The sequence below is a fragment of the Verticiella alkaliphila genome (genome assembly GCF_018904615.1).
Taxonomy (GTDB): domain Bacteria; phylum Pseudomonadota; class Gammaproteobacteria; order Burkholderiales; family Burkholderiaceae_B; genus Verticiella; species Verticiella alkaliphila.
In genome coordinates this window covers 80,929-105,534 of the sequence record NZ_JADCNH010000012.1, presented here as the reverse complement: position 1 = coordinate 105,534, position 24,606 = coordinate 80,929, and the positions used below count along the sequence as shown (strand labels likewise).

Genomic DNA, 24,606 nt, shown 5'->3' with positions numbered 1-24,606 from the left:
CGCTCCGCGCGCGCGGGCTGACAGCGGCGCGCGCCTTAGGCCCGTGTGCCGCCGCTCCCTGGGAGGCGCTCCGGCGGAACGACCCGGGTCTCGAACTTGGCCCGATGCACGGAGAAGAAGCTGCGCACATTGCGCACGTTGGCAGCGGCATTGAAAAGACGGGCGACGAGTGCGTGATACGCCGACATATCCGCCGCGATCACGATCACCACGAAATCCGGGCCGCCGCTCACCCGGTAGCACTGGACCACGGCAGGCTCGGCCACCGCGCGCCGCTCGAACGCATCGAGCTGCTCCATCGTCTGGACGTCCAGCGTCACCTCCACGATGGTGGTGAGTGGCTGGCCGACCTGGGCCGGGTCGAGCAATGCCACGACCGACTGGATGACGCCCAGTGCGGTCAGGCGGCGCACCCGCCGAAGGCACGTGGGGGGCGAACAGAAAACACGGGCAGCCAGGGCATGGTTGGTCAGCGCGGCATCGTCCTGCAACTCGGCCAGGATGCGCCAGTCAAGATCGTCCAGCACGATACCGTCTGTCTTGTCCATATTGACCATAGGTGCGTCTTCTATGAAATAAAATTTCCTAGCAATTATTGCACGGCAGATTCTTTCACTTGATAGACAATTCTGCAATTCAATTTCTCGCCGATATCCTCAGAATACGCCCAGTTCTGCACGCCATCCCCTGCGTGCCCCCACTTTCCGGGAGATTCACCATGTGCGGCATCGTCGGCGCCGTTGCCCTCGGCAGCGATATCACCCCCATTCTCGTCGAAGGCCTGCAACGGCTCGAGTACCGAGGCTATGACTCGTGCGGCATTGCCCTGCACATGGACGGCGCGCTGCGCCGCACGCGCAGCACCTCGCGCGTGGCGGACCTGAAGGCGCTCGTCTCGCGCGACGCCCTGGCCGGCTCCACGGGCATCGCGCACACGCGCTGGGCCACGCACGGCGCGCCGGCCACGCACAACGCCCACCCGCACTTCTCCGGGCGCCCCGGCGGCCAGCCACGCATCGCGCTCGTGCACAACGGCATCATCGAGAACCACGAAGCCCTGCGCGAAGAGCTGCGCGGCGCGGGTTACGTGTTCGAGAGCCAGACCGACACGGAAGTGATCGCCCACCTCCTGGATCACCTCTACAACGACGATCTCTTCGACGCGCTGCAACGTGCCGTGCGCCGCCTGCAGGGCGCCTACGCCATCGCGGCCTTCTGCCGCGACGAGCCGCACCGCGTCGTCGGCGCGCGCAATGGTTCGCCGCTCGTCGTGGGCACCAGCGAGTCGGCCAACTACCTGGCCTCCGATGCGCTGGCGCTCGCCGGCACCACCGACCAGATCCTCTACCTCGAGGATGGCGACGTCGTGGATCTCCAGGTGGGCCGCGTGTGGGTGGTCGACAGCGAAGGACGCGCCGCAGATCGCCCCGTGCACACAGTGCCGGCCTTCACCGCCGCCGCCGAACTCGGCCCCTACCGCCACTACATGCAGAAGGAGATCTTCGAGCAGCCGCGCGCCGTGGCCGACACGCTGCAGGATCTGGACACCATCTCGCCCGAGCTCTTTGGCGATGCCGCGTACAAGGTATTCCAGGAGACGCAGCGCGTGCTGATCCTCGCGTGCGGCACCAGCTACTACGCCGGCATGACGGCCAAGTACTGGATCGAGGCGCTCGCCGGCCTGCCCACGGCGGTTGAGATCGCGAGCGAATACCGCTATCGCACCAGCGTGCCGGACCCGAGCACGCTGGTCGTCACGATCTCGCAATCCGGCGAGACCGCCGACACGCTCGCGGCCCTGAAGCACGCCCGCCGCCAGGGCATGGAGAATACGCTCACCATCTGCAACGTGGCCTCCAGCGCCATGGTGCGCGAATGCAAGCTCGGCTTCATCACCCGCGCCGGGGTGGAGATCGGGGTCGCCTCGACGAAAGCCTTCACCACGCAGCTCACCGCCCTCTTCCTGCTCGCGCTCACCCTGGCGCAAAGCCGAGGCAAGCTCGACGATGCAGCCGAGGCCGAGCACCTGAAGGCCTTGCGCCACCTGCCCTCGGCCATTCAGGCCACGCTTGCGCTCGAACCGCACATCATCGGCTGGGCCGACACCTTTGCGCGCCGCGAGAACGCCCTCTTCCTGGGCCGCGGCATGCACTACCCGATCGCCCTGGAAGGCGCGTTGAAGCTCAAGGAAATCAGCTACATCCACGCCGAAGGCTACCCGGCCGGCGAGCTCAAGCACGGCCCGCTGGCTTTGGTCACCGAGCAGATGCCCGTGGTGACGGTGGCCCCCAACGACACGCTCTTGGAAAAGCTCAAGTCCAACCTGCAGGAAGTGCGCGCGCGTGGCGGCCAGCTGTATGTGTTCAGCGACACGGCCACGCGCATCGCCAACGAACCCGGCGTGCATGTGATCCAGATGCCGGGCGACTACGGCATGCTCTCGCCCATCGTGCACGTGGTGCCGCTGCAGTTGCTGGCCTATCACACCGCCTGCGCCCGCGGCACGGACGTGGACAAGCCGCGCAATCTGGCCAAGAGCGTGACGGTGGAGTAAGAGGGGGCGCCGGCGCAGCGGCCGGCGCTCATGGGACCAATCTGTCCATCATGTCTGGCAACACGATGTGGCGAAGCACCCTCAGGATGCGCCACTGCTGCGCACTGTCCTGAGGCGGCCGCGCCTCGGCTCCGGTACCGGGACCGCCCCATCGCGTCTCGCTCGCCATCGTTGCCGTTTCGGAGCCGTCGGCACCCGAGTCTCGAGCCTTGTATCGCGCCAGCAAGCCCTTGTCCTCGGGGTCGTGTTCCGCATACACCGCATCGAAGGCGCCAAGAACGCGGGTGACGACGTCTCGGACGGTTCGCATGGCCACGCGCTCTGGCACGCCGAGCGCGTGGCCGGCGGTCAGTACTGCCTGAGGCGTCACCTGATCGAACCGAACGACGTCCTGCGACAGATGAATGGCCAGCGACACGTGGGGCCACTTACCCTCGTCTTCGGCGAAAGCGCGGGTGTGATAGACGCCCGTGGCCAGCAGGTCATAGTGGGGTGCGAGATCGACGCGCCCCGGGGTGACCAGAAACGACAGGTTCTTCAAGTGACAGTCGTCGTTAGCCACCAGCAGGTTGAAAACCAGCCATCGAAAGAGCCGCACGGGCGTCATGAGCGTGTCCGAGCACGCCTGTGAGATCTCTCGCAGGGTGCGTACGTCCTTGCCATACTTGAATACGCGCGATTTGTTGAGCAGTTGGCACGCGTCGATGGCGTGGACGCGCCCGACGTCAGGGGGTTGTTCGCCGGTCGTTGGTGCCAGCGCCGCCGGCTCAACGCGGCGGTCGAACCGTTCAATGACATATGCCGGTTCGGGCACGTGCAATAGCGCCACTGTCGGCACCTCGAGCCCGGCCGCTTGCGCCAGCGTCATGGTGAGCCATTCCAGGTAGGCCGATGCGGGGTACGTGTCGCGGGATGGGTGATCTGGCTTGAGAATGTGCGTCGAGGGCGTGGAACCCACAGGCTCGTAGACATCCTGGCCTTTGATGACGGCCAACATCTTGTGTTGTGCGCCGGCCAGCGACATGCGCTTGGGCGCCTCCCGTGTCAGCGTGGCATGAGGCAATGCCTGGATTCGCTGGCTGAGTGCTTCGTAAGACAGGGGTTTCAGCGTCCGAGGGGCCTCGGGCTCTTGCCCCTCGGGAAGCAGCGTCAACGAACCCGCAGACTCTGCGCCCAGGTATTCCAGCAGTGCAAAGGCATCGTCGTGATTGCGCAGGTTCGCATCCGTGGCGATGAGCTCTCGGAGCCTCTCTTCGGGCAACAGGTTGTCGAAGTACCACTGGACGGGGCGCGACGTGGCGCCATCGCGATGCTGCGGCTGAGCGCGAGGCAGCGCAGGGCTGAGGTCGAATCCGTCCTCGCTAGCGGCCCATTGCGGCGAATACGCAAGCGTCCAGAGGTCGTTGTCCTCGTGGAGCGTGGCCACGTGCACGTGATTGCTATAGATGCAGAGCCGTCTGCCGTATGGCGGCGGCGCCTCTGTCGCGCGCTCAGGCATCGCGGTCTCCTGGCACCGATTCACGCGCGGCTGTCCCGTCGCCAGTGGCGGCGAGGGGCTGCGCCGGTTTCATGCGTCTGCGCTTGGGTGGGCGAAACGTCTGACGTGACAGGGCTTTGCTGAGTTCTTTGCGGTAGGACGCCACCTCCGCGTCCGGGAGCGCCAAGCCAACCCCGAGGCCTAGGCGATCCAGCAGTTGCAGGACCTTGCCCATTTGAATGGTTGCCTTTCCGTTCTCGAGGTCGGTCATGAACTGCTTGCTCACCCCAGCGGTCAGTGCGAAGTCGTCGATCCGAATGCCAGCGCGCTTGCGAAGCGTACGTATCGCGACCCCTGCTTCCAGTACGGACGTCAAACGGATGTTCATAAAAATTCCTTTGCTCGTAGGAAATCAAACCAAGCGCGTCACACCACGACAAAAATTCCTTTGAACGCAGGAATTATAGTTTACTCGCGGCCGTTTCTCGCTCAAATTCCTTCGAAAGCAGGAATTTTCACCCAACTAGGATAACGGACTGCCGCCATTCCTACGGGCATAGGAATCAGAAAAGATTGCATGCCTACCGATGGGCACGACCCAGCGATCGATGTGATCAATGCCCGACGGGCGACGCAAGATGGCGTCGCCCGGCGCTGGGAGCCAATGACCGCCTGGGCGCGCTCAGGGCCGTGCCTTCAGGCGCTCGCCGAACCAGGTGAGCGCCTGCTTCCAGCCATCCTCGGCGGCTTCTTTGCGGTAGCTCGGGCGGTAGTCGGCATGGAAGGCATGCGGCGCATCGTCGTAAATCACGAACTTGGACGCCTTCGCGGCATCCGAGCCCTTGGCGAGCGCGGCCTTCATGGCCTCGACGGATTCCAGCGGAATGCCGGTGTCCTTCCCGCCATAGAGGCCGAGCACCGGCGCGCTCAGGCGATCCACCACCGCGATGGGGTGGCGCGGTTGCAGCTCGGTTGCATCGCCCTGCAGACGGCCGTACCAGGCCACGCCGGCCTTCACGCGCGCGTTGTGGGCCGCGTAAAGCCAGGTGATGCGTCCGCCCCAGCAGAAGCCCGTGATGCCCAGGCGCTCGACGTCGCCGCCCTGCGTACCCGCCCAGGCCACCGTCGCGTCCAGATCCTGCATCACCTGGGCATCCGGCACCTTGCTCACCAGTTCGCGCATGAGCGTCGAGGTGTCCTGGTAGGAGGCCGGATCGCCCTGGCGCGCGAAGAGCTCCGGCGCGATGGCCAGATAGCCGGCCTTGGCCAGGCGACGGCACACGTCCTTGATGTACTCGTGCACCCCGAAGATCTCCTGGATCACGAGGATGACCGGCAGGTCCTTCTGCCCGGCGGGCGCGGCACGGTAGGCGGGGATCTCGCCGTCCTTGGCCGGGATCTTCACCTCGCCCGCGGTCAGGCCGTCGTCCGAGGTCTTGATGGCGGTCTGCGCCTGCACGGCGCCAGCGGCGACGGCAAAGCCGCTCGCCAGGGCGGTGACGATGAAACCGCGGCGCGTGAGCTCCAGGGGAGGCATCAGGCTGTCGAGCTGGGAATCGTTGAAGGACATGGGATCACGCTTCCAGGCAAAGGGGACGGGGACGGCCGGCTGGCCATGAGGTGCAACGGCATTCTGCCGCAACGGGGGGACAACGGGAAAGGCTGAAGGTTCGTATCTCAGGCAGACGGGCGAGGCTCGTCCTGCGGATCGAAGGTGCGGATGACGCGCGCCGGATTGCCGACGACGACGGTGTTGGCCGGCACGTCGCGCGTCACGACGGCGCCTGCGCCCACGACCGCATTGCGGCCCACCGTGACGCCCGCCAGCACGATGGCGCCGCCGCCCAGCCAGACATTGTCTTCGAGCACGATGGGAGCCGCGGCTTCCCACTTGGCGCGGCGCAGGCCCGGCTCCACCGGGTGCGTGGGCGTCAGCAACTGCACGTTGGGGCCGATCTGCACGTCGCGCCCGATGGTGATGCGCGCCACGTCCAGCGCCACGAGACCGCTGTTGATGAAGGTGCCCGCCCCGACCGTGATGTAGCGGCCGTAATCCACGGCCAGCGGCGGCTTGATCATGGCGTCGTCGGCGATCGATCCGAGCAGCTGCTGCAGAATGCGGCGGGCCTCGTCCAGGTCGTCGGCAAAGCGCGCCGCATAGCGCAGCGACAGGCCATAGGCAGCACGATTGGCCACGGCGAGTTCGGCGTCAGCGATGTACAGGTCGCCCGCCTCCATGCGTTCGCGCATGGGACGGGTGTCGGCGGGATCGGGAGTGTCGGTCATGGGATGGCGATCAGGCGCGAGGGACCCCGCTCGGCAGCAATCCGCGCGCCTGCCCTGCCTACCACTTGAGCGCCTGGGCGCTTGGCGCGAGCTCGGTGAACCGCGCAGCCCGGAAGTCATGCAGAAGCTGCAACGCCGCGTCGCCCTGCGCCGCGTAGGTGGCGATGCGATTCTTGCGCAGCCGGTACAAGCGACCCGCGCGGGCGAAGACGACGTCACCCCCCTCCCAATCGGCCCAATCGCTGCGGCCCAGATCCGCCAGCACGGCGCCCTCGGCATCGACCACGCGATGCGAGAAGGCATAGAAGGCGTCGTTCTCCGGGCCGACGGCGTGCAACCGCTGTTGCAGGCTGGGCCCGGATGGCCCGGGCCGGGCCATCACCTGCGGGCGGCTGAAGGTGAACAAGGTTTTCGCGCGCACCGATCCGCGCCCACCCTTGCCTGCGTCCACGAGTTGCCAGCCATCCCGTTCGCGCAACAGGCCCTGGAGGGGTTCATCCTCGCCCCGCCCGGCAGAAGGCCCGAGCGAGCGCACCTGCAGACGAGGCGGCGGGGTGAATCCTGGGGCCAGCGGCCATGTACCGTCCGGCGCTGGTGCGTGATTCAGCAGCAAGGTGTGCTCGTCCTGGAACAGGCCGCCACCGCCCCAGGCGTCACCCTTGGGCCAAAGGACCAGTGCACTGAAATACGGAGGCCGGGACACGGCCGTCCACGTGCCGTGGGGCGCCCGATGCGTCGCCGCGAAATACACCAAGTGCTTGCCGGAAGGCGAGAGGTCGCAGCGGCGCTCGTAGATCCGCCCTTTGAACCACTGCCCGTGCTCGAAGGTGTCGTCGCGCAGGTTCCAACGGATCAACTGCACCTGCCGGGAGGGGCCGCGCCGGAACACGACCGCCGTGCGTGCCTGTCGCGCCAGGATGGCGTACAGACGCGTGGCGTTGGCCGGCGTGTCGGCGGCGTCGGGCGCGGTATCAGCTGAGATCAGCGGCATCGGGGCGGCGTAGGCGGGCGCAAAGCGGCAAGATAGCCAGCCTGTGCCGGCCCCGTCAACGCTGGACGATGGGCCGCTGTTGGGCACAGCCCCTGCTAACGAGCCGCACTCAAGACGCGCCGCGCAGACGGCCAAGGACAGAACATGCTGGGAAAATGGGGCTGGCGCCTGCGCCGCATCGGTCGGCAGCTGTGGTTTCGCGCCACGATATTCTCGGTGCTGGGCGTGGCCACGGCGCTGCTTGCCTGGGCGGTCAAGCCCTACATACCTGCCGGGCTCGCCACACGGATCGGCGCGGATGCCGTGGACAACGTGCTGGGCATCATCGCCTCGAGCATGCTCGCGGTGACGACATTCTCCCTGAGCATCATGGTGTCGGCCTATGGCTCCGCGACGACCAACGTCACCCCGCGCGCCACCTCGCTGCTCGACGAGGACACCACCACCCAGAACGCGCTGGCCACCTTCATCGGGTCCTTCCTCTTCAGCCTGGTCGGCATCATCGCGCTCAGCACAGGCGCGTACGGCGACCAAGGACGCGTGGTGATGTTCGGCGTGACGCTCTTCGTCATCGCGCTCATTGTCTGGACCTTGCTGCGCTGGATCAGCCACCTGTCGACGCTGGGCCGGCTTGGCCAGACCACGGACCGCGTCGAGAACGCCGCCGTGCGGGCACTGCGGGATCGCCAGGCCCATCCGAATCTGGGGGCGAGCCCCCTGCCGCCCGCCGACCAGTGGCCGGCCCACGCCGTGGCCTGCCATGCGGCCGAGGTGGGCTACGTCCAGCACATCGACATGCCGGCGCTGGCCGCGCGCGTGCAAGCCGAGCAGGCCCGCATCTATGTCCTCGCGCCGCCGGGCACGTTCGTCGACCCGACCCGGCCGCTGGCGCTCGCCGTCGGTCTGAGCGAGGAAGATCTGGCTGCCATCCCGGGCGCCTTCACCCTTGGCCGGCGACGCAGCTTCGAGCAGGATCCGCGCTTCGGCATCTGCGTGCTGAGCGAGATCGCCCAGCGCGCGCTCTCGGCAGCCACCAACGATCCGGGCACGGCCATCGACCTCATCGGGCGCAGCGTGCGGGTGCTCGGCACGCTGGCCGAGCCGGCTGAGCCCAGCGCCGCCGATCCTGCGTGCGCTCGTCTCTACGTGGCGGACCCGACCATCGAGGAGCTGCTCGAGGATTTCTACGCCCCGATCGCACGTGACGGCGCGGCCTTGCTGGAAGTCGGCATCCGGCTGCAGAAGGCGCTCGCCAGCCTGGCCCGCCTGGACGACGCCCGCTTCGGCACCGCGGCCCGGCACTTGGCTGCGCGCGCCCTTCGGCACGCCGATGCGGCCATGCGCCTGCCCGAAGACCGGGCCCTCCTGCGGGCCGCAGCCGAGACCGCCTGGCAGGCGGATGCCTGGCGCCTGTCATAAAAAAGCCGGCGAGCGCCGGCTTGGGGGACTGCGCTGTCAACGCGGTTCAGTCGATGCTGACGTTGTTGTCCTTGGCCACCTTGCCCCAGCGATCGATCTCGGCCAGCCAGAAGGCCTGGAAATCGGCCTGCTCAGCGCTCGGCAGCGACGTGCCCGAGGCTTCCCAGACCTTCTTCATCTCCGGCGTGTCCAGGGCCTTGGCCACAGCGTCGCGCATGGCGCTGACGATCTCGGGCGAGGTGCCGCCCGGGGCCATGATGCCGTACCAGGTCTGCACGTCGAAGCCCTTGGCAATGGACTCATCCAGCGTCGGCACGTCAGGGAAGACAGCCGAGCGCTCCTTGGTCGTCACGGCGATGGCACGGGTGCTGCCGGCCTTGATCTGGTTGATCGCGGCAGGCATGGTCTCGAGCATGAAGTGCACCTGGCCGCTGATGAGATCCGTCATCGCCGGCGCGCTGCCACGGTAGTGCACGGCCTGGGCCTGGACGCCCACCTGCCGGCTCAGCTGCTCGGCGCTCAGGTGGTGCAGGCCGCCCGGGCCGCCCGTGGCGTAGTTCGGCGCGGATTCCTTCTTGATCCAGGCGACGAACTCATCCGGCGTCTTGGCCGGCGCCTGGGCCGTCACCATCAATACGTTGGGCGTGGAGCCGATGCTCGCCACCGCCACCAGATCCTTCTTCGGATCGAACGACACGTTCTTCATGACCGTGGCGGCGATCGCATGGTGGATCGCGCCCATGAGGAAGGTGTGACCATCCGGGGGGGACTTGGCGACGTGATCGGCGCCGATCATGCCCGCCGCACCGCCGCGATTCTCCACGATGACGTTGGCATCCAGGATCTTGGAGAGCTGCTGTGCCAGCGGACGCGTGAGCACGTCGAGCGAGCCACCGGCCGAGGCAGGCACGATGAGGCGGATGGGCGCGCTGCCGGGCCACTGTTGCGCACTGGCCAGACCGGGCGCCATGACCGCACAGGCGAGGCTGACTGCGCCGATGATTTTGTTGGCATATTTCATGGTTGTCTCCTGTTATCGGCCCCCGCCGGGGCCGTGAATGTTCGATGTCTTGTCAGGCCTTGCCGGTGCCCCGCGAGAGCGGCCGCTTCGCCAGATCCGCGATGGCATCCCAATCCGGATCGAGGCCCAGACCCGGGGCGTCCGGCAGCGTGAGCCAGCCGCGCTCCGGCGTCGGCAGGTTGCGGAACAGCGGTTCGCACACCTTGACCGCCACGCTGTGATACTCCACGAAGCCGCCGTGGGCCAGGCCCGCGTGCAACGACATGTTGTGAAAGGGCCAGGCCCCACCGTTGGCAATGGACACGTTCCAGGCCTGCGCCATGCCGGCGATGCGCAGGCACTGCGTGTAGCCGCCCGTGATCACCACGTTGGGCTGGGCGATGTCCAGCGAACCGTTCGCGAAGAATTCCGCAAAGCGCGAGGCCAGGCCTTCGTTCTGGCCGGCAGCAATGGGCATGGGTGCGCGACGGCGCAGGTCGGCGAGCGCCCGTGCGTCGTTCTGCGTCATGGGCTCCTCGAAGAAGGCCAGATCGCAGTCCGAGAGCCGCTCGGCCAGCACGCGGGCGTGGTACGGATCCAGGCTGCAGTTGGCATCGATGCACAGCTGCGCGCTGTTGCCGATGCGGTCACGCACGGCCCGCACGCGGCGCTCGTCCTCGCGGATCACGGCCGACAACGGACGCGGCTCGTCACGACGTTGCAGGGCGTGGTTGCCCACCGTCATCTTCAGGCGCGTGAAGCCGCGCTCCACCCACTCGGCCGCGGCCGCCGCCAGCTGCTCGTCATCGAGAAACCCGAAACCAAAGGTGGCGTAGACCGGCACCTGATCGCGCGCGCCGCCCAGGAGCTTGTGCAGCGGCAGGCCGAGCGCCTGGGCCTTCAGATCCCACAAAGCGACGTCCACGGCGGCGATCGCGTGCGAGCCGTAGCCGCTCTGTCCACGCGGCGTGAGCAGCCAATAGAGACGGTCCCAGAGCTTCTCGGTATCGAAGGCGGACTGGCCGATGAGCGCCGGCTGGGCGATCTCGTTGATCGCCGCGGCAACGACTTCTTCCTCGGTGATGGCGGTGAAGCCGCAGCCCGTCAGGCCATCCTCGGTGTCGATGCGCACGATGACGCAGGACAGCGACGTGGGCTTGGTGACGCCCCCGGCCTGCAGGTTCACGTTGACGTTCAGCGGGATGGCCTGGACGTGACGGATGCGCAGAGGCGTGGGGCGTTCCCCGGGGTGAGCGAGAGTCATGCAGGTCTCCTAGACGATCAGGGCGCGGCATTCGCCGCACGATGACCGTCGTTATAGAAAGACTGCGCCCCCTCCCACAATCGAGTTTTTGAGAAGGCTGGTTTCGAGAAAGTCGAAATCACGCGCCATCGGCCTGACCTGCAGCGGCCAGATGTGCGATCAGCGATTGCGCGCCGGACGAGGGCGGGCGCGGGCGCGGCCAGCCCAGGATGAGACGACGAGCGGCCCACGCGTCGGACAGCGGCACGCTGCGCACCCGACCCAGGGTGACGTGATCCTGCGCGATGCGCTCGGGCACGACGCCGATGCCGATGCCACTGCCGACCATGCGGCACACGGCGTCGAAATTCGTGACCTGGATGCGCAGGCGCAAAGGCCTGCCCGCCTCGTCCGCCGCCCGCTCCATGCGCGCGAGCACGGCCGTGCCGCGGTACAGGCCGACGTGGTCGTAGTGCAAGGTCTCGGCAAACGCCGTCGGCCCCCGCGTCTGGGCCAGCGGGTGGCTCGCATGCGTGACGCACACCAGGGTGTCGGATCGATAGGGCGCCCACTCGATGCCGGGCGGCACCTGGTTCGCCTCGAAGAGCCCCAGGTCAGCCCGGTCGGTCTGCAAGGTCTCGGCGATCGCCCGGCTGGGCTGCTCTTCGAGATCGATGCGAACGCCGGGGTGCACGGCCAGATAGTGGGCCAGGTCTTCCGGCAGAAACTGCACGATGGCCGACGAATTGGCCACCATGCGGACGCGATCCTCGATGCCGTTGGCGTAATCGCGCAGGTCCTCCTCCATCACCCCGGCTACCTGGGCCATGCGTCGTGCATGGGCCACGAACGCCTCACCCGCCGGCGTGGGCCGCACGCCGCGGCTGCGCCGCACGAGCAGCTGAATGCCCAGGCGCGCCTCGAGATCGCTGATCCGCTTGCTCGCGGCGGCGACCGAGACGTGGCAGCGGGCGGCGCCCGCGCTGATGCTGCCGGCCTCGACGACGGCCAGCACGAGCCGCACGGCGGCAATGTCCAGTTGGGAAAGCGTGCTCATGGCGGCATTGTCCGGCAAATCGCGGGCGGGCCCTACGGTCACGCCCTATCGATGCCATCTATGTTGCGAATATTTTCTATCGATTTGCCAGGAGAGCGCAGCCGTTCGTACGCTGGCCGGGCTGAACCTCGAATACGGCGCGCCGGCCACGTCGCACGGCACGCCAGGAGACAAGACATGCCGTACCCCCTGCCGCGCTGCCCGCAGTGCGCCGCCCTCTGCGCCTGCCGCACGCCCGCTGGCCGATCGCAGCCCGATGCGGCGCACCTGGCAATGACCTCACGTCGCCATGTTCACCCCTGTCTGACCGACCTGCCATGCTGAGTGACGTCACGCCCGCCGTTTCGCCGTCGCGCGGTGCCTATGCCCGTCTCATGACGGCCTGTGGCGGCCTCGCCGCCCTGCTCTTCGGGGCGCTCGGCACGCTCGTTTGCCTCGACGTGTTCCTGCGCAACCTGGGCGTCCTCAACCTCACCTGGGGCCTGGAGGTCTCGGAATATCTGCTGATGACGGCGGCGTTCGTCGCCGCACCCTGGCTGCTCTACCACGGTGACCACATCCGCGTGGACATCTTGGTGCGCGCCCTGCCATCAGGCGCCCAGCGTGGCCTGGATGCTTTGAGCAACCTCTTCGGCCTGGGGGTGTGTGCGCTGCTGGCCTGGGAAGCCGCCGGCTCGGCGCGCGATGCAGCCGCGCAGGGTGCGCTCACCTATAAGGTGCTGGTCTTCCCGGAATGGTGGCTCACCACGCCGATGATCGCGAGCTTCGCGCTCATGACGGTGGAGTTCGCGCGCCGCCTCGTCAGACCCGCGCCCGTGGGGGGCCGCTGACATGGAATGGTATCTGGCACTCGGCCTGATGCTCGGCCTGATGTTCGGCCTGCTCGCGCTCGGCATCCCCGTCGCCTTCACGTTCCTGGGCGTCAACCTGGTGGGCGCGTGGGTCTTCCTGGGTGGGGACATCGGCTTTGCGCAGCTCGTGCGCAATTCCGTGAGCGCGGTCACCTCGTTCTCGCTCACACCCATCCCGCTGTTCGTGCTGATGGGCGAGGTCCTGTTCCACACGGGGCTGGCATACCGGGCGATCCATGCCATCGAGGGCCTGATCGCCAGACTGCCCGGACGGCTGTCCATCGTGTCGGTGCTGGGCGGCACCACCTTCGCCACGCTGTCGGGTTCGACAATCGCCAACACCGCCATGATGGGCAGCATGATGCTGCCCGACATGCTCAAGCGGGGCTATCACCCGACGCTGGCCATGGGCCCGATCATGGCTGTGGGTGGCATCGCCATGCTGATCCCGCCCTCCACCCTCGCGGTGATGCTGGGCAGCCTGGGCAACATCTCGATCGCGCAGCTGCTGATCGGCGGCATCGTGCCCGGCCTCCTCATGGCTGCGGGCTTTCTGGTGTATGTGATCGTGCGCTGCCGCATGGACCCCAGCCTTGCGCCGGCCGACGACGATGCGCCCATCGTGCGTGGCTGGGCGCGCTGGAAGCCGCTCGTGCGCGACGTTCTGCCGCTGCTGCTGCTCTTCGTGGCCGTGGTGGGCAGCATGCTGGCCGGCTGGGCCACGCCCACGGAATCCGCGGCCATCGGCGCGGCCGCCGCGCTCGTCGCCACAGCCTGCTATCGCACGCTCAGCTGGGCCGCCCTTGTCAAGGCGATGATCGAGACGGCACGCATCTCGGGTGTCATCCTGTTCATCCTGGTGGCCTCCACCACCTTTGCCCAGCTGCTGAGCTTCTCCGGTGCCATCGGCGGGCTGCTCGCCGTCATCCAGGCCTATGAGCTCAGTCCGCTGATGCTGGTGCTTGGCATGCTGTTGATCCTGCTCGTGATCGGCTGCGTGATCGACCAGATCAGCATGATGATGATCACCCTGCCTTTCTTCATGCCGCTGGCCAACGCGGCCGGGATCGATCCGTGTGGCTGGGCGTGATGATGCTGATCGCGATGGAGCTCGGGCTGCTCACGCCGCCCTTCGGACTGCTGCTGCTCGTCATGCAGTCCGTGGCGCCGCCGGCGATCCGGCTCAATCAGATCTATGCCGCCGCCGTGCCTTTCATCATGATCGAGGTTGCCGTGCTCGGTCTTATCGTGGCCGCCCCCTGGCTGGCCACCGCCTTGCCGCGCCTCATGCAGTAGGCCGGTCATCCCAAGGCCGCTGCCAGGACGGCGGCCCGCCCTTTCAACGGAGACAGACCCATGAAATTTCGACATCGCCTTCTTGCCTGTGCCGCCCTGGCACTGGCCACCGCCTCGGCCCAGGCCGCCGAGGCCACCCTGCGTGCCGTGAGCGCGTTCGGCATGGACACGTTCTTCAGCCAGCGCTTCAAGGCCTTCGTCGACAAGGTCAACACCGAAGGCAAGGGGATCCTGCGCATCCAGGTAGTGGGCGGACCTGAATCCATCCCCACGCTGGAGATCGGCGGGGCGCTACGCGCCGGCGTGGTGGACCTGGCCAACACCAACGGCGTCTTCCATGCCAACCTGGTGCCCGAAGCCCTGGCCATGTCCTTCACGGACAAATCCATGCCCGAGTTGCGCGCCAACGGCGGCTACGAGATGCTCGACCAGATCCATCGGCAGAAGGCCAACATCGTGTGGCTGGGCCGGGTCTCGGATGGCCTGAAGTACCACATCTACACCAACAAGCCCGTGAGCGGCGCAGACTTCAAGAACCTGAAGCTGCGCAGCGTGCCGGTGTATCGCAGCTTCTTCCAGTCGCTGGGCGCGGTGCCCATGCAGATGCCGCCCGGCGAGGTCTATACCGCGCTGGAGCGCGGCATGGTCGACGGCTACGGCTGGCCCTCGATCGGGGTTTTTGACCTGGGCTGGCAGGAGAAGACACGCTATCGCGTGGAGCCGGGTTTCTACAACGTCGAGGTCGGCCTCTTCATGAACCAGAACAGCTGGAAGAAGCTCACCGACGAGCAGCGCACCTTCCTGGAAAAACAGGTGGCCTGGGCCGAGGCGCAGAACGCCGGTGACCAGGCCCTTGCCGAGGCCGAAAAGGAGCGCCTGGCGAAGGCCGGCATCCAGTTCATCGAGTTGCCCCAGGCCGACGTGCAAGGCTTCCTGGACAAGGCCCAGCAGGCGGGCTGGGCGGGCATCGAGCAGGTCAGCCCGCAGAATGCCGCCAAGCTGCGCCCGCTTTTCGGCGGTTGATCCGGCGCGCTAGAGCGTACCCAGGCTGCGCTGCACGGCGCCGCGCAGCCAGCCGCCCGCAGCACTGTGCTCGTGTCGCGGATGCCAATGCACCCGCACGTCGAAGGGCGCCACGAGCACCGGCAGCTCTACGGCCGTGAGCGGCTCGTAGCGTGCGAACCAGGCCGCCACGCGCGAGGGCAACGCGACCAGCAGATCGCTGTGCGCGATGACCGAGGGCAGGATGGTGAAGTGCGGGATGCGCAGCGTGACCTTGCGCTGGATGCCTTGAGCGCGCAGGGCGTCCTCCAGCACCGTATGCCCGGCAAAGGGCGAGGACACCACGACATGGCGAGCCGCCAGATAGCCGCCGAGCGTCAGGCCACCCTGCGCGGCCGGGTGGCCGGTGCGCACCAGGCCTACATAGCGCTCATGGAAGAGCGTGGCGTGCTGCGTGACGTCCACGATGGGCTGCAGGTTGCCCACGGCCAGATCCAGTTTGCCGGCGGCCAAGGCGGCCGGTATCTGGCTCACTTCTTCCTGCACGACTTCGAGCTCCACGCCGGGCGCCTCGCGTTCCAGCAACGCCAGCAGTGGTGGCAGGAAGATCAACTGCCCGATGTCCGACATGGAGATGCGAAAGCGCTGCGAAGCGCGTGCCGGCTCGAAACCCTGGCAATCCTCCACGGTGGCGGTGATGCGCCCCAGCGCCTCGCTGAATTCGCCGTACACGCGGGTGGCGCGATCCGTGGGCTGCATGCCGTCCGCACCGCGCACGAAGAGCGGATCGTCCAGCAATTCGCGCAGGCGCGCCAGCGAGTAACTCACGGTGGGCTGGGAAACGAACAGGCGATCCGCCGCGAGGCTCACGCTGCGCGCCTCGAAGACGGCGACGAACACCCGCACGAGATTCAGGTCGATGCGTCGAGGCTGCACGGCGGCTCCTTTATTGAGGATATCGATATTCCACCACAAAACTATCGATTGTTCATATTTTCCCGGGATCCGTAGAATTTTTGCATCCCCGAATCGATACACAAAAAGCGCGCGACCACGACGCCGCGCGAGGAGACAACATGGAACGCTCATTTGCGGCCGAGGTCGGCAAGCTCGGCCTGGGGGCGGGCGACGTCTTTCACGGCGAAGGCATCCTCGCCGTCACAAAAGCCCTCCTGCAATCCGGCGTGAGCTATATCGGCGGCTACCAGGGTGCCCCGGTCTCGCACCTGATCGACGTGCTGGGCGACGCGCGCGAGCTGCTGGACGAGCTCGGCATCTACTTCGAGAACAACGCCTCGGAGGCAGGCGCCGCGGCCATGCTGGGTGCTTCGATCCACTATCCCATGCGCGGTGCGGTCACGTGGAAATCCACGGTGGGCACCAACGTGGCCTCCGACGCCCTGTCCAATCTCGCCTCGGCGGGCGTCAAGGGCGGCGCGCTCATCATCCTGGGTGAGGACTACGGCGACGGCTCGTCCATCATCCAGGAGCGCACACACGCGTTCGCGATGAAGTCCCAGATGTGGCTGATGGATCCGCGCCCCAACCTCACCTCGATCATGAACGCGGTCGAGCGCTCGTTCGAACTCTCGGAGGCCAGCGAAACCCCGGTGATGCTGCAGCTGCGCATCCGCGCCTGTCACGTGCACGGCGCGGCCGTGTGCAAGGACAACGTGGCCCCCGCGATCTCCACGCGCGAGCTGATCGAGCACGGCAGCTTCGACTACGCCAAGGTCAACCTGCCGCCCTCGACCTACGAGCACGAGCGCCAGAAGCTGCAAGTGCGCTGGCCTGCGGCCGTCGAGCACATCCGCAAGCACCAATTGAACGAACATTTCGCAGGTACGCGGGACGACCTAGGCCTCATCGTGCCGGGCGGCCTCTACAACGGCACCATCCGCGCGCTGCAGCAACTCGGGCTGGCGGACGCTTTCGGCGAGAGCCAGATCCCGCTGTACGTGCTGAACGTGGTCTACCCGCTGGTGCCCGACGAAGTCATCGACTTCTGCCGCGACAAGCGTGCGGTGCTGGTGGTGGAGGAAGGCCAGCCCAACTACATTGAGGATGCGGTGCACGCCATGTTGCGCCGCGCCGGCGTGGACACCCCGGTGCATGGCAAGGATGTGTTCCCCGCCGTGGGCGAATACGGCGGCGAGATCATGCTCAAGGGCGTGTCGCGCTACCTCGCGCAGGCCGGTGCCCTGGCGGACACTGCAGAGGCCGATCGCCTGACCGGCTTTCGCCAGGCGGCCGTGGCATCGCTCGGCGAGCCCGTACCCGCACGCCCGCCCGGCTTTTGCGTGGGCTGCCCGGAGCGCCCCGTGTTCTCGGCCATCAAGCTCGCCCAGCGCCGGCTGGGGCCGATCCACGTGAGTGCGGACATCGGCTGCCACACCTTTGGCTCGCTGCCGCCCTTCAACCTGGGCAGCACGGTGCTGGGCTACGGCCTGGGGCTCGCGAGTTCGGCGGGCGTAGGGCCGCTCATGTCCAAGCGCGTCATCAGCATCATGGGCGACGGCGGCTTCTGGCACAACGGCTTCAGCAGCGGCGTGGTCAACGCGGTCTACAACAACCACGATTCGGTGCTGGTGATCCTGAAGAACGGCTACTCCTCGGCCACGGGTGCGCAGGCGATTCCGTCCTCGCCCTCGCAGCCCGCCGCCCGCCCGGAGTCGCTGGATATGGAAGCCGCGCTGCGCGGCGTGGGCGTGCGCTGGATCAAGACCGTGCCGAGCTATCAGGTGGCCGACATGGTGCGCACGCTGGACGACGCGATGACCACCGACAAGGGCGGCCTGAAGGTCATCATCGCGGATGGCGAATGCCAGCTCGAGCGCCAGCGCCGGGTCAAGCCCGAGAACGCGCGCCGCCTGAAGGCGGGCAAGCGGGTGGTGCGCACCCGCTTCGGCATCGACGAGGACGTCTGTACCGGGGACCACTCCTGTATCCGTCTCTCGGGCTGCCCATCGCTGTCCATCAAGCCCAACCCCAGCGCGCTGCGCACGGATCCCGTGGCCACCGTCAATCAGGGCTGCGTGGGTTGCGGCCTGTGCGGCGAGGTGTCCCACGCCGCCGTGCTGTGCCCGTCGTTCTTCAAGGCCGAGGTCGTGCAGAACGCCTCGTCGCGGGAACGTTTCGTCAATCGCATCCGGCGCCGTGTCATCGGCTGGATGGCCGGCGGCCCCCGCGCCTCGGCAGGAGCTCTCCAATGAACGCCCGTCCTGTTTCCATCCTCGTGGCTGCGCTGGGCGGCGAAGGCGGTGGCGTGCTGTCCGACTGGATCGTGACGGCAGCCACCTACCTGGACTACCCCGTGCAGAGCACCTCGGTGCCCGGCGTCGCCCAGCGCACCGGCGCCACCACGTATTACCTGGAGATCTTTCCGGTGGCCCGCCGCGAGTTGGGTGGGCGCGAGCCGGTACTGTCGCTTACGCCGAATCCGGGCGACGTGACGCTGGTGGCGGCCTCCGAGCTCGTCGAAGCCGGCCGCATGCTCCAGGCAGGCTACGTCGACCCTGGTCGCACCACGCTGGTCGCCTCGACGCATCGGGAGTATTCCGTGGCGGAGAAGTCGGCCATGGGCGACGGGCGATACGACGTGGAGCGCATCCTGCGCACCGCACGCGACCAGGCGCATACGCCGCTGCTGCTGGATCTGGCCACCGTGGCAGCCAGGCACCGCACGATCATCAACACGGTGCTCTTCGGCGTGATGGCCGGCAGCGGCGCGCTGCCCCTGTCGCGCGAGGCCTGTGAGCACGCCATTCGCGAGGCGGGCAAGGCGGTGGACACGAGCCTGGCCGGCTTTGCCGCGGGGTTTGCGCTGGCCCAGGAGGCGCTGGCAGCGCCGCCGGCACGCGTCGCCCCGGGCCATGTCGCCCAAACGCCGCCTGCGCAGGCTGACACCCTCGTGGCGACTGCCGTGCGACGTCCCGACGCGACGCCGGCGGCAGGCGCGGCCGGGGAGCCTGGTCCCACCGCGGATGCAGCTGGCCATGGCGCCGCCGTCGATGCTCGCCGCGACGAGACCGCAGCGACGCGGGGCAGGGCTCAGGGCACGCCCTCCTCATCGACGGCCGTTGCGCCAGCGCACGCCCGCGCGCGCATCGCCGCCCTTCCCGCCGAACTGAACGACATCGTCTCGGCCGGCGCAGCACAGACCCTGGATTACCAGGGCAAGCGCTACACCGACCGCTACCTGGACCGCGTGGAGCGCCTCCTGGCGGCCGAACAGGCCGCTGCCGCGCCCACGCTCGACGTCACCCGCGAGACGGCCCGCTACCTGGCGTTGTGGATGACGTATGAGGACGTGATCCGCGTGGCGGATCTCAAGACCCGACGCACCCGCCTCGCCCGGGTCCGCCGGGAGGTGGGCGCGCGCGAGGACGAACCGGTGCGCGTCACGGAATTCCTCAAGCCGGGTCTGGATGAGATCTGTTCCGTGCTGCCCACGCGGCCCGCGGCCTGGCTGCGTCGCCGCCTGGCGCACAAGGCGCACGCGCTGAACGTCGGCCTGCACGTGCGCACGTCCTCCGTGAGCGGCTTTGCCCTGCTGTGTGCCTTGCGCAGCCTGCGCCCCCTGCGCCCGCGCACCTCGCGCTTCGCCGCGGAGCAGGCGATGATCGATCGCTGGCTGGGCGCCGTGCAGGCCGCCCTGGCACGCTCACCCGCGCTGGCCCTGGAACTCGCCTTGTGCGGCAATCTTGTCAAAGGCTATGGCGACACCAGCGAACGCGGTCATCGCAACCTCACCGCCATCCTGGAAGACGCCGAGCAACGCACCGGCGACGCACCCGATATGCTCGCGCAGCGGGTGGCCACGGCCCGCAAGGCCGCCCTGGCCGACCCGGAAGGCCGCAGCCTGGCCGGCGCGCTGGATCGCCCACCCCCGCCGTTGGTGGCCAAGCCGATCCACTTCGTGCGCAAACGGCCTGTTCAGGGCGCAGCGCCTTCGCCGTGAGGGAAGGCCGGTGTCTGCGCAAGCTGGCACCGGCCTCGACATTCGTAACGGATGGCGGCCATCACGATCTTCTGCGTCAGGCCAGCAACTGCACTGACTCGCCTTGCTTCTTCAGCAAAGCAACAGCTTTCTTGTCGAACGACACGAAGGTCTGGCCACCAAGCCATGTCCCCTCATAAGCAATAACGCCGTCAGCAAAATCCCCGCCAGCATCCAGCAGTGCCAATCCGGCCTCCACCGCCTGGCGATTCATGACAACGTTCTCGGTGTCCAGCAAAGCACGGATCGCACTGGCGATCAGGGCGGGCTCGAAAGCGTAGAGCCGACGAAGTACCCAGAACATCTCGCACAGACAGAGAAGAGGCACCGCGATCAACGTGGCCTGCTTCAGGACTTTGTCGGCAGCAGCAGCCTGCTTTTCATCATCTCTGACAAGCGCTCGAACCAGGACGTTCGTGTCCACCGTCACCTTCATGGTTCACCCGCCCAGCCTCTTGCAGTCACCTCATTCATCTCGTCGATGGTGGCGACCTTGCGAGTTCTCCCTGCAAGCAAGCCGAGGAATCCTTCAATGGACCCTGCAGGCCGAGAGGCGCGAACGCGAAGTTCGCCACCGGGAAGTTTGTCGAATTCGATCTGCTCGCCGGGCTTGATACCCAAATGCTGCAACAACTCCCGCTTGAGCGTGACTTGCCCTTTGGCCGTGACTGTCAATGAAGACATTACCTTTTCCTCGTTTGCAGAATCCACAGACATTGTAATGTAAATCTACATTACCAACAGTCGGCAGATGCGCCTACGTCCCACCCCCACGCTCGAACGGCACATCACCCGTCATTAACACCCCCAGCATCTCGATCAGCAGGGCGGCCTTCTTCTCACCCAAGGGCGCCAGCACGGCGCGCTGATGCTGCTTGGCCTGATCGCACAACGTGCCGATCAGGTTCAACCCCTTCTTCGTGATGACGACCCGCGTTTGCCGCCGATCGCGGCGGACTTCCGTGCGCGCGACGAGGCCATCGGCCTCCATGCGCTGCACCACCTTGCTGAGCGTGGGCTGCTTGGTGATGGCGAGCCGCGCGAGCGTGCCCACGGTCTCGCCAGCCGAGCCCTTAAGGCTCGCGAGCACTCGCCACTCCGTGACCGACAACCCGGCAGCTTCCACCTCGCGATGGAACTCGTCGGAGATGCGTTGACTGGCCTGGGCCAGGCGATACGCCAGGTAGTCGTCGATGAAGCGCGATTCGGCATCGCCGGATGCGAGTAGTGGCCCTGCAGACATCGCCTGTCACCTCCTGGCAAGACGTGGCGTACGACGTTGCGACGAGCATGATGCACTGGCGTGTCAACGACGCCGCACTGTCACTGCACACCGCGCCATATTGTGGCGCATCAAAGGGTATACCCGGATGAACGTGGAGCATGCGCACCATTGTCGAGCACATCACGCGCTGTTTTGGCGCACATTTCATTCTACCTAAATTATTGTTTTGTATGGTAATTTTTGAACGTCCATGAAAATTCATCTTTTTTGTTGACACCTAAAACATCGACCCATAAAGTAGTTTTCACGACGATTTGTCGTGACATATAGCTGTTGCGCAGCAGCAATCTGCCGCGCAAGCCAACCGCCGATTCTGGAGACTCGCGTGCCATCCATGACGCTCACCGTAGAGGAGATCCGCCAGGAATCTACCCTGGTGCGCGCACTGCGATTGACCGCGCCAGGCGGTGCTGCACTGCCCGCTTTCGGGCCGGGCGCACACCTTCGGGTCACCATTCCGGCGTTGACCGAACCCCGCTGTTATTCCCTGGTGCAGCTCGACGCCGATGCCGGCGCTTTCGCCCAGCCGGACGCCTATTGGCTCGGCGTGCGTCGCGAGGACGCCGGTGGTGGCGGCTCGCGCTTCATGCACACACTGCAAGTCGGCCAGACGCTGACCGTGGACGGCCCGCGCAACGACTTTCCCCTGCATGAGGCACCGGCCGGCGATCCGCCCGTGCTGCTCATCGCCGGGGGAATCGGCATCACACCCATCGCCTCCATGGCGGCAGCCCTCACGGCGGCCGGTCGCCGCTACGCACTGCACTTGTGCGGCCGCAGCCGCGACCAGCTGGCTTTCCTGCCCGCTCTGCAGACGCTGGCAGGCGACGCCCTGCACGTGCATGCCGATGACGACGCCGACACGGCCTTCGATCTGGCCGCCGTGCTGGATGCAGCCAAACCCGAGCAACACCTCTACGTCTGTGGGCCCAAGGGCATGATCGACGCCGTCGTGGCCGGTGCGCGCGAGCGCGGCTGGCCCGAGGCGCACGTCCATTTCGAGCTTTTCGTGACGGCCGCCGCCCAGGCGGGCGACACCGCCTTCGAGCTCGAACTGCGCCAGTCCGGGCGCACCCTGCACATTCCGGCCGACAAGACCATCCTGGAAGTCATGGAGGCCGAAGGCTGCGACCCGCTCTACGATTGCAAGCGGGGCGAGTGCGGCGTGTGCCAGGCCAATGTCCTCGAAGGCGAACCGGATCACCGCGACTACTACCTCTCCGAGGTTGAGAAGGCCAGCGGCAAGGTCATCCAGCTCTGTATCTCGCGCGCCCGCTCGGCGCGCCTGGTGCTGGATCTCTAGCCGCCGGCGCAAGGAGCACGCATGGGCCACTACCGCGACCACCCCGACGCCATCCGCGCCCTCGTGCGCGAACGAGAAGTGCACCGGGATCTCTTCATCGACCCGGAAATCCATCAGTTGGAGATGGAGCGCCTCTTCGCGCGCACCTGGGTATACGTGGGCCATGACAGCCAGGTGCCCAACCCGGGCGACTTCATCACCACCACCGTGGGCGACCAGCCCGTCGTGATGGTCCGGCACAGCGACAAGACCGTGCGCGTGCTGCACAACCGCTGCCCCCACAAGGGCGTGCAGGTGGCGGGCGAGGCCTGTGGCAACACGGGCAAGTTCTTTCGCTGCCCGTATCACGCCTGGACCTTCAAGACCGACGGCAGCCCACTCGGCGTGCCGCTGCGCAAAGGCTACGAGCATGCCGGCCTGGACCAGTGTGAAGCCAGCAAAGGCATGGCCGCCGTGCAGGATGTGCACAATCACCGCGGCTTCGTGTTCTGTCGCCTGATGCCCGGCGGGGAATCCTTCGCGGACTTCTTCGGCGATTCGCTCTCCACCCTGGACAACATGGTGGACCGCTCGCCCGAAGGCCGGCTGGAAGTCGCCGGTGGCGTGCTGCGCTATACGCATGCCTGCAACTGGAAGATGCTGGTCGACAACCAGACGGACACCTGTCACCCCATGGTGGCGCACGAGTCCTCGGCCGGCACCGCGGTGAAAGTGTGGGAAGCCGCGCCCGAGGGCACGCCCAAGCCCATGGCCGTGGAGCTCTTCGCGCCCTTCGTCGCGCCGTACGAGTTCTTCGAGAACATGCGCATCCGCGTCTGGAAGAACGGCCATGGCCACACGGGCGTGTCGGATTCGCTGCATGCCGCCTACACCCCCGTGCCCGGCTATCACGAGAGCATGGTGGCGGCCTATGGCGAGGAGCGCGCCCGCGCCATCCTCGCCGACGTGCGGCACAACACCATCTACTTCCCCAACATCATGGTGAAGGGCCCGATCCAGACGTTGCGTGTGTTCAAGCCGATTGCCGCGGACTGCACCCTGGTCGAGTCCTGGACGTTCCGCCTCGTGGGCGCCCCGGACAAGCTGCTCGAACGCACGCTCATGTACAACCGCCTCATCAACGCGCCTACCTCGGTGGTGGGCCATGACGACCAGGAAATGTACGAACGTTCCCAGCAGGGCCTGCATTCGCGCGGCCGCGAGTGGGTCAACGTGGCGCGCCTGTACGAGCCTGGCGAGGAAGGCCGCGAGAACGAGGTCACCAACGGCACCAACGAGTGGCAGATGCGCAACCAGTACCGCGCCTGGGCGCGCTACATGACCGAGACGGGAGACGCGGCATGACGACCCCAGTGCCCACCGACGGCGAACTCGCCGCCTTCGTCTACGCCGAGGCGCGCCTGCTCGACGAAGGCCGTTTCGAGGAATGGCTGGCGCTCTACACCGCGGACGCCTACTACTGGATGCCGCTCACGCCCGGCCAGACGGATCCGCTGCTGCACAACTCGCTCATGTACGAGGACACCCTGCTGCTGCGCATCCGCGTGGAACGCCTGGCGGGCCAGCGCACGTTCTCGCAACAGCCGCGCAGCCGCAGTCACCACCTGCTGCAGGCGCCGCTGGTGCTGCACGACGACCCGGCCGCCGTCGAAGACTGCCATGTCGTGCGTACCGCCTTTCACTACGTCGAATCCCGGCAGGACACCCAGACCCTCTATGCCGGCTGGACCACCCACCACCTGGTGCGCGAGGGCGATGCCCTGCGCATCCGCCTGAAGCGGGTGGACTTGCTCAACAGCGACGCCGCCCTGGGCGGCCTGCAACTCTTCATCTAGGAGCGGCG

General features: G+C 66.9%; 22 protein-coding genes and 1 pseudogene. 10 read left to right on the top strand and 13 right to left on the bottom strand.

Annotated features, from left to right (window positions below; genetic code table 11):
* Window positions 1-35: 35 nt before the first annotated feature.
* The gene (locus IMZ29_RS10435) at window positions 36-548 is read right to left on the bottom strand and encodes an Lrp/AsnC family transcriptional regulator (protein WP_216183475.1); all 513 of its coding nucleotides are present in this window, start codon (window positions 546-548) and stop codon (window positions 36-38) included.
* A 170-nt stretch (window positions 549-718) separates the two neighbouring features.
* Between IMZ29_RS10435 and glmS the strand changes: the two genes are divergently transcribed.
* Window positions 719-2,554, top strand: a complete 1,836-nt coding sequence (glmS, locus tag IMZ29_RS10430; protein ID WP_216183460.1) for a glutamine--fructose-6-phosphate transaminase (isomerizing) — start codon at window positions 719-721, stop codon at window positions 2,552-2,554.
* 28 nt (window positions 2,555-2,582) lie between these two features.
* Here glmS and IMZ29_RS10425 read toward each other — a convergent pair whose 3' ends face one another.
* From IMZ29_RS10425 to IMZ29_RS10405, 5 genes are all read right to left on the bottom strand, one after another.
* Window positions 2,583-4,052, bottom strand: coding sequence for a HipA domain-containing protein (locus tag IMZ29_RS10425; protein ID WP_216183458.1), 1,470 nt, complete (start codon window positions 4,050-4,052; stop codon window positions 2,583-2,585).
* A complete protein-coding gene (locus IMZ29_RS10420; protein WP_216183456.1) occupies window positions 4,045-4,419 on the bottom strand; it encodes a helix-turn-helix domain-containing protein in 375 nt (124 codons plus the stop codon). The genes IMZ29_RS10425 and IMZ29_RS10420 overlap by 8 nt, the downstream gene beginning before the upstream one ends.
* Before the next feature lie 294 nt (window positions 4,420-4,713).
* The gene (locus IMZ29_RS10415; RefSeq protein ID WP_216183454.1) at window positions 4,714-5,601 is read right to left on the bottom strand and encodes a dienelactone hydrolase family protein; all 888 of its coding nucleotides are present in this window, start codon (window positions 5,599-5,601) and stop codon (window positions 4,714-4,716) included.
* A 107-nt stretch (window positions 5,602-5,708) separates the two neighbouring features.
* Window positions 5,709-6,317 (bottom strand): sugar O-acetyltransferase, encoded by a 609-nt coding sequence (locus tag IMZ29_RS10410; RefSeq protein WP_216183452.1) that lies wholly within the window; start codon window positions 6,315-6,317, stop codon window positions 5,709-5,711.
* Window positions 6,318-6,375: 58 nt separating this feature from the next.
* Entirely contained in the window at window positions 6,376-7,308 is a 933-nt protein-coding gene (locus IMZ29_RS10405; protein WP_216183450.1) for a hypothetical protein, read from the bottom strand.
* Window positions 7,309-7,452: 144 nt separating this feature from the next.
* Here IMZ29_RS10405 and IMZ29_RS10400 point away from each other — a divergent pair, with 144 nt between their 5' ends.
* On the top strand, window positions 7,453-8,727 hold the full coding sequence (locus IMZ29_RS10400; protein WP_216183448.1) for a DUF2254 domain-containing protein: 1,275 nt from the start codon (window positions 7,453-7,455) through the stop codon (window positions 8,725-8,727).
* A 46-nt stretch (window positions 8,728-8,773) separates the two neighbouring features.
* Here the strand turns inward: IMZ29_RS10400 and IMZ29_RS10395 are convergent, their stop codons facing one another.
* From IMZ29_RS10395 to IMZ29_RS10385, 3 genes are all read right to left on the bottom strand, one after another.
* Window positions 8,774-9,748: a Bug family tripartite tricarboxylate transporter substrate binding protein gene (locus IMZ29_RS10395; RefSeq protein WP_216183446.1), complete on the bottom strand. Its 975-nt coding sequence runs from the start codon at window positions 9,746-9,748 to the stop codon at window positions 8,774-8,776.
* A gap of 52 nt (window positions 9,749-9,800) precedes the next feature.
* Window positions 9,801-10,991 (bottom strand): mandelate racemase/muconate lactonizing enzyme family protein, encoded by a 1,191-nt coding sequence (locus IMZ29_RS10390; protein ID WP_216183444.1) that lies wholly within the window; start codon window positions 10,989-10,991, stop codon window positions 9,801-9,803.
* 118 nt (window positions 10,992-11,109) lie between these two features.
* Window positions 11,110-12,027 carry a LysR family transcriptional regulator gene (locus IMZ29_RS10385; RefSeq protein WP_216183442.1) on the bottom strand — a complete coding sequence of 306 codons (918 nt, stop codon included), beginning with the start codon at window positions 12,025-12,027 and terminating at the stop codon, window positions 11,110-11,112.
* Window positions 12,028-12,344: 317 nt separating this feature from the next.
* On the opposite strand from IMZ29_RS10385, the gene IMZ29_RS10380 reads away from it, so the two are divergent.
* The 3 genes and pseudogenes from IMZ29_RS10380 (at window position 12,345) to dctP (ending at window position 15,197) form a co-directional block, all read left to right on the top strand.
* Entirely contained in the window at window positions 12,345-12,857 is a 513-nt protein-coding gene (locus tag IMZ29_RS10380) for a TRAP transporter small permease (RefSeq protein ID WP_216183440.1), read from the top strand.
* 1 nt (window position 12,858) lies between these two features.
* Window positions 12,859-14,174 (top strand): annotated as a pseudogene (locus IMZ29_RS10375) (TRAP transporter large permease).
* A 60-nt stretch (window positions 14,175-14,234) separates the two neighbouring features.
* Window positions 14,235-15,197: a TRAP transporter substrate-binding protein DctP gene (gene dctP, locus IMZ29_RS10370; protein WP_216183438.1), complete on the top strand. Its 963-nt coding sequence runs from the start codon at window positions 14,235-14,237 to the stop codon at window positions 15,195-15,197.
* Window positions 15,198-15,206: 9 nt separating this feature from the next.
* Here dctP and IMZ29_RS10365 read toward each other — a convergent pair whose 3' ends face one another.
* Window positions 15,207-16,112, bottom strand: a complete 906-nt coding sequence (locus IMZ29_RS10365) for a LysR family transcriptional regulator (RefSeq protein ID WP_216183436.1) — start codon at window positions 16,110-16,112, stop codon at window positions 15,207-15,209.
* Window positions 16,113-16,252: 140 nt separating this feature from the next.
* On the opposite strand from IMZ29_RS10365, the gene IMZ29_RS10360 reads away from it, so the two are divergent.
* The gene (locus tag IMZ29_RS10360; protein ID WP_216183434.1) at window positions 16,253-18,388 is read left to right on the top strand and encodes a thiamine pyrophosphate-dependent enzyme; all 2,136 of its coding nucleotides are present in this window, start codon (window positions 16,253-16,255) and stop codon (window positions 18,386-18,388) included.
* The gene (locus IMZ29_RS10355; RefSeq protein ID WP_216183432.1) at window positions 18,385-20,136 is read left to right on the top strand and encodes an indolepyruvate oxidoreductase subunit beta family protein; all 1,752 of its coding nucleotides are present in this window, start codon (window positions 18,385-18,387) and stop codon (window positions 20,134-20,136) included. Before IMZ29_RS10360 ends, IMZ29_RS10355 begins: the two co-directional genes overlap by 4 nt.
* A gap of 76 nt (window positions 20,137-20,212) precedes the next feature.
* On the opposite strand, the gene IMZ29_RS10350 is transcribed toward IMZ29_RS10355, so the two are convergent.
* The 3 genes from IMZ29_RS10350 to IMZ29_RS10340 all read right to left on the bottom strand — a co-directional run bounded on the left by IMZ29_RS10350 (window position 20,213) and on the right by IMZ29_RS10340 (window position 21,418).
* Window positions 20,213-20,611, bottom strand: a complete 399-nt coding sequence (locus IMZ29_RS10350; RefSeq protein ID WP_216183430.1) for a type II toxin-antitoxin system VapC family toxin — start codon at window positions 20,609-20,611, stop codon at window positions 20,213-20,215.
* Window positions 20,608-20,859, bottom strand: a complete 252-nt coding sequence (locus IMZ29_RS10345) for an AbrB/MazE/SpoVT family DNA-binding domain-containing protein (RefSeq protein WP_216183428.1) — start codon at window positions 20,857-20,859, stop codon at window positions 20,608-20,610. Before IMZ29_RS10345 ends, IMZ29_RS10350 begins: the two co-directional genes overlap by 4 nt.
* Window positions 20,860-20,932: 73 nt before the next feature.
* A complete protein-coding gene (locus tag IMZ29_RS10340; RefSeq protein ID WP_216183426.1) occupies window positions 20,933-21,418 on the bottom strand; it encodes a MarR family winged helix-turn-helix transcriptional regulator in 486 nt (161 codons plus the stop codon).
* A gap of 376 nt (window positions 21,419-21,794) precedes the next feature.
* On the opposite strand from IMZ29_RS10340, the gene IMZ29_RS10335 reads away from it, so the two are divergent.
* From IMZ29_RS10335 to IMZ29_RS10325, 3 genes are read left to right on the top strand one after another with little or no spacing between them, the layout of a single operon-like run.
* The gene (locus IMZ29_RS10335) at window positions 21,795-22,763 is read left to right on the top strand and encodes a PDR/VanB family oxidoreductase (RefSeq protein ID WP_253207020.1); all 969 of its coding nucleotides are present in this window, start codon (window positions 21,795-21,797) and stop codon (window positions 22,761-22,763) included.
* Window positions 22,764-22,784: 21 nt separating this feature from the next.
* The gene (locus IMZ29_RS10330) at window positions 22,785-24,107 is read left to right on the top strand and encodes an aromatic ring-hydroxylating dioxygenase subunit alpha (RefSeq protein WP_216183422.1); all 1,323 of its coding nucleotides are present in this window, start codon (window positions 22,785-22,787) and stop codon (window positions 24,105-24,107) included.
* Entirely contained in the window at window positions 24,104-24,598 is a 495-nt protein-coding gene (locus IMZ29_RS10325; RefSeq protein WP_216183420.1) for an aromatic-ring-hydroxylating dioxygenase subunit beta, read from the top strand. The genes IMZ29_RS10330 and IMZ29_RS10325 overlap by 4 nt, the downstream gene beginning before the upstream one ends.
* Window positions 24,599-24,606 lie beyond the last annotated feature (8 nt).

Bases quoted from the DNA above. Each gene is read 5' to 3' on its own strand.
- IMZ29_RS10330 (WP_216183422.1), top strand. From the start codon at position 22,785: ATGGGCCACTACCGCGACCACCCCGACGCCATCCGCGCCCTCGTGCGC.
- IMZ29_RS10325 (WP_216183420.1), top strand. From the start codon at position 24,104: ATGACGACCCCAGTGCCCACCGACGGCGAACTCGCCGCCTTCGTCTAC.
- IMZ29_RS10385 (WP_216183442.1), bottom strand. From the start codon at position 12,027: ATGAGCACGCTTTCCCAACTGGACATTGCCGCCGTGCGGCTCGTGCTG.
- glmS (WP_216183460.1), top strand. From the start codon at position 719: ATGTGCGGCATCGTCGGCGCCGTTGCCCTCGGCAGCGATATCACCCCC.
- IMZ29_RS10395 (WP_216183446.1), bottom strand. From the start codon at position 9,748: ATGAAATATGCCAACAAAATCATCGGCGCAGTCAGCCTCGCCTGTGCG.
- IMZ29_RS10380 (WP_216183440.1), top strand. From the start codon at position 12,345: ATGCTGAGTGACGTCACGCCCGCCGTTTCGCCGTCGCGCGGTGCCTAT.
- IMZ29_RS10435 (WP_216183475.1), bottom strand. From the start codon at position 548: ATGGACAAGACAGACGGTATCGTGCTGGACGATCTTGACTGGCGCATC.
- dctP (WP_216183438.1), top strand. From the start codon at position 14,235: ATGAAATTTCGACATCGCCTTCTTGCCTGTGCCGCCCTGGCACTGGCC.
- IMZ29_RS10425 (WP_216183458.1), bottom strand. From the start codon at position 4,052: ATGCCTGAGCGCGCGACAGAGGCGCCGCCGCCATACGGCAGACGGCTC.
- IMZ29_RS10355 (WP_216183432.1), top strand. From the start codon at position 18,385: ATGAACGCCCGTCCTGTTTCCATCCTCGTGGCTGCGCTGGGCGGCGAA.
- IMZ29_RS10335 (WP_253207020.1), top strand. From the start codon at position 21,795: ATGACGCTCACCGTAGAGGAGATCCGCCAGGAATCTACCCTGGTGCGC.
- IMZ29_RS10415 (WP_216183454.1), bottom strand. From the start codon at position 5,601: ATGTCCTTCAACGATTCCCAGCTCGACAGCCTGATGCCTCCCCTGGAG.
- IMZ29_RS10345 (WP_216183428.1), bottom strand. From the start codon at position 20,859: ATGTCTTCATTGACAGTCACGGCCAAAGGGCAAGTCACGCTCAAGCGG.
- IMZ29_RS10390 (WP_216183444.1), bottom strand. From the start codon at position 10,991: ATGACTCTCGCTCACCCCGGGGAACGCCCCACGCCTCTGCGCATCCGT.
- IMZ29_RS10410 (WP_216183452.1), bottom strand. From the start codon at position 6,317: ATGACCGACACTCCCGATCCCGCCGACACCCGTCCCATGCGCGAACGC.
- IMZ29_RS10350 (WP_216183430.1), bottom strand. From the start codon at position 20,611: ATGAAGGTGACGGTGGACACGAACGTCCTGGTTCGAGCGCTTGTCAGA.
- IMZ29_RS10420 (WP_216183456.1), bottom strand. From the start codon at position 4,419: ATGAACATCCGTTTGACGTCCGTACTGGAAGCAGGGGTCGCGATACGT.
- IMZ29_RS10400 (WP_216183448.1), top strand. From the start codon at position 7,453: ATGCTGGGAAAATGGGGCTGGCGCCTGCGCCGCATCGGTCGGCAGCTG.
- IMZ29_RS10340 (WP_216183426.1), bottom strand. From the start codon at position 21,418: ATGTCTGCAGGGCCACTACTCGCATCCGGCGATGCCGAATCGCGCTTC.
- IMZ29_RS10405 (WP_216183450.1), bottom strand. From the start codon at position 7,308: ATGCCGCTGATCTCAGCTGATACCGCGCCCGACGCCGCCGACACGCCG.
- IMZ29_RS10360 (WP_216183434.1), top strand. From the start codon at position 16,253: ATGGAACGCTCATTTGCGGCCGAGGTCGGCAAGCTCGGCCTGGGGGCG.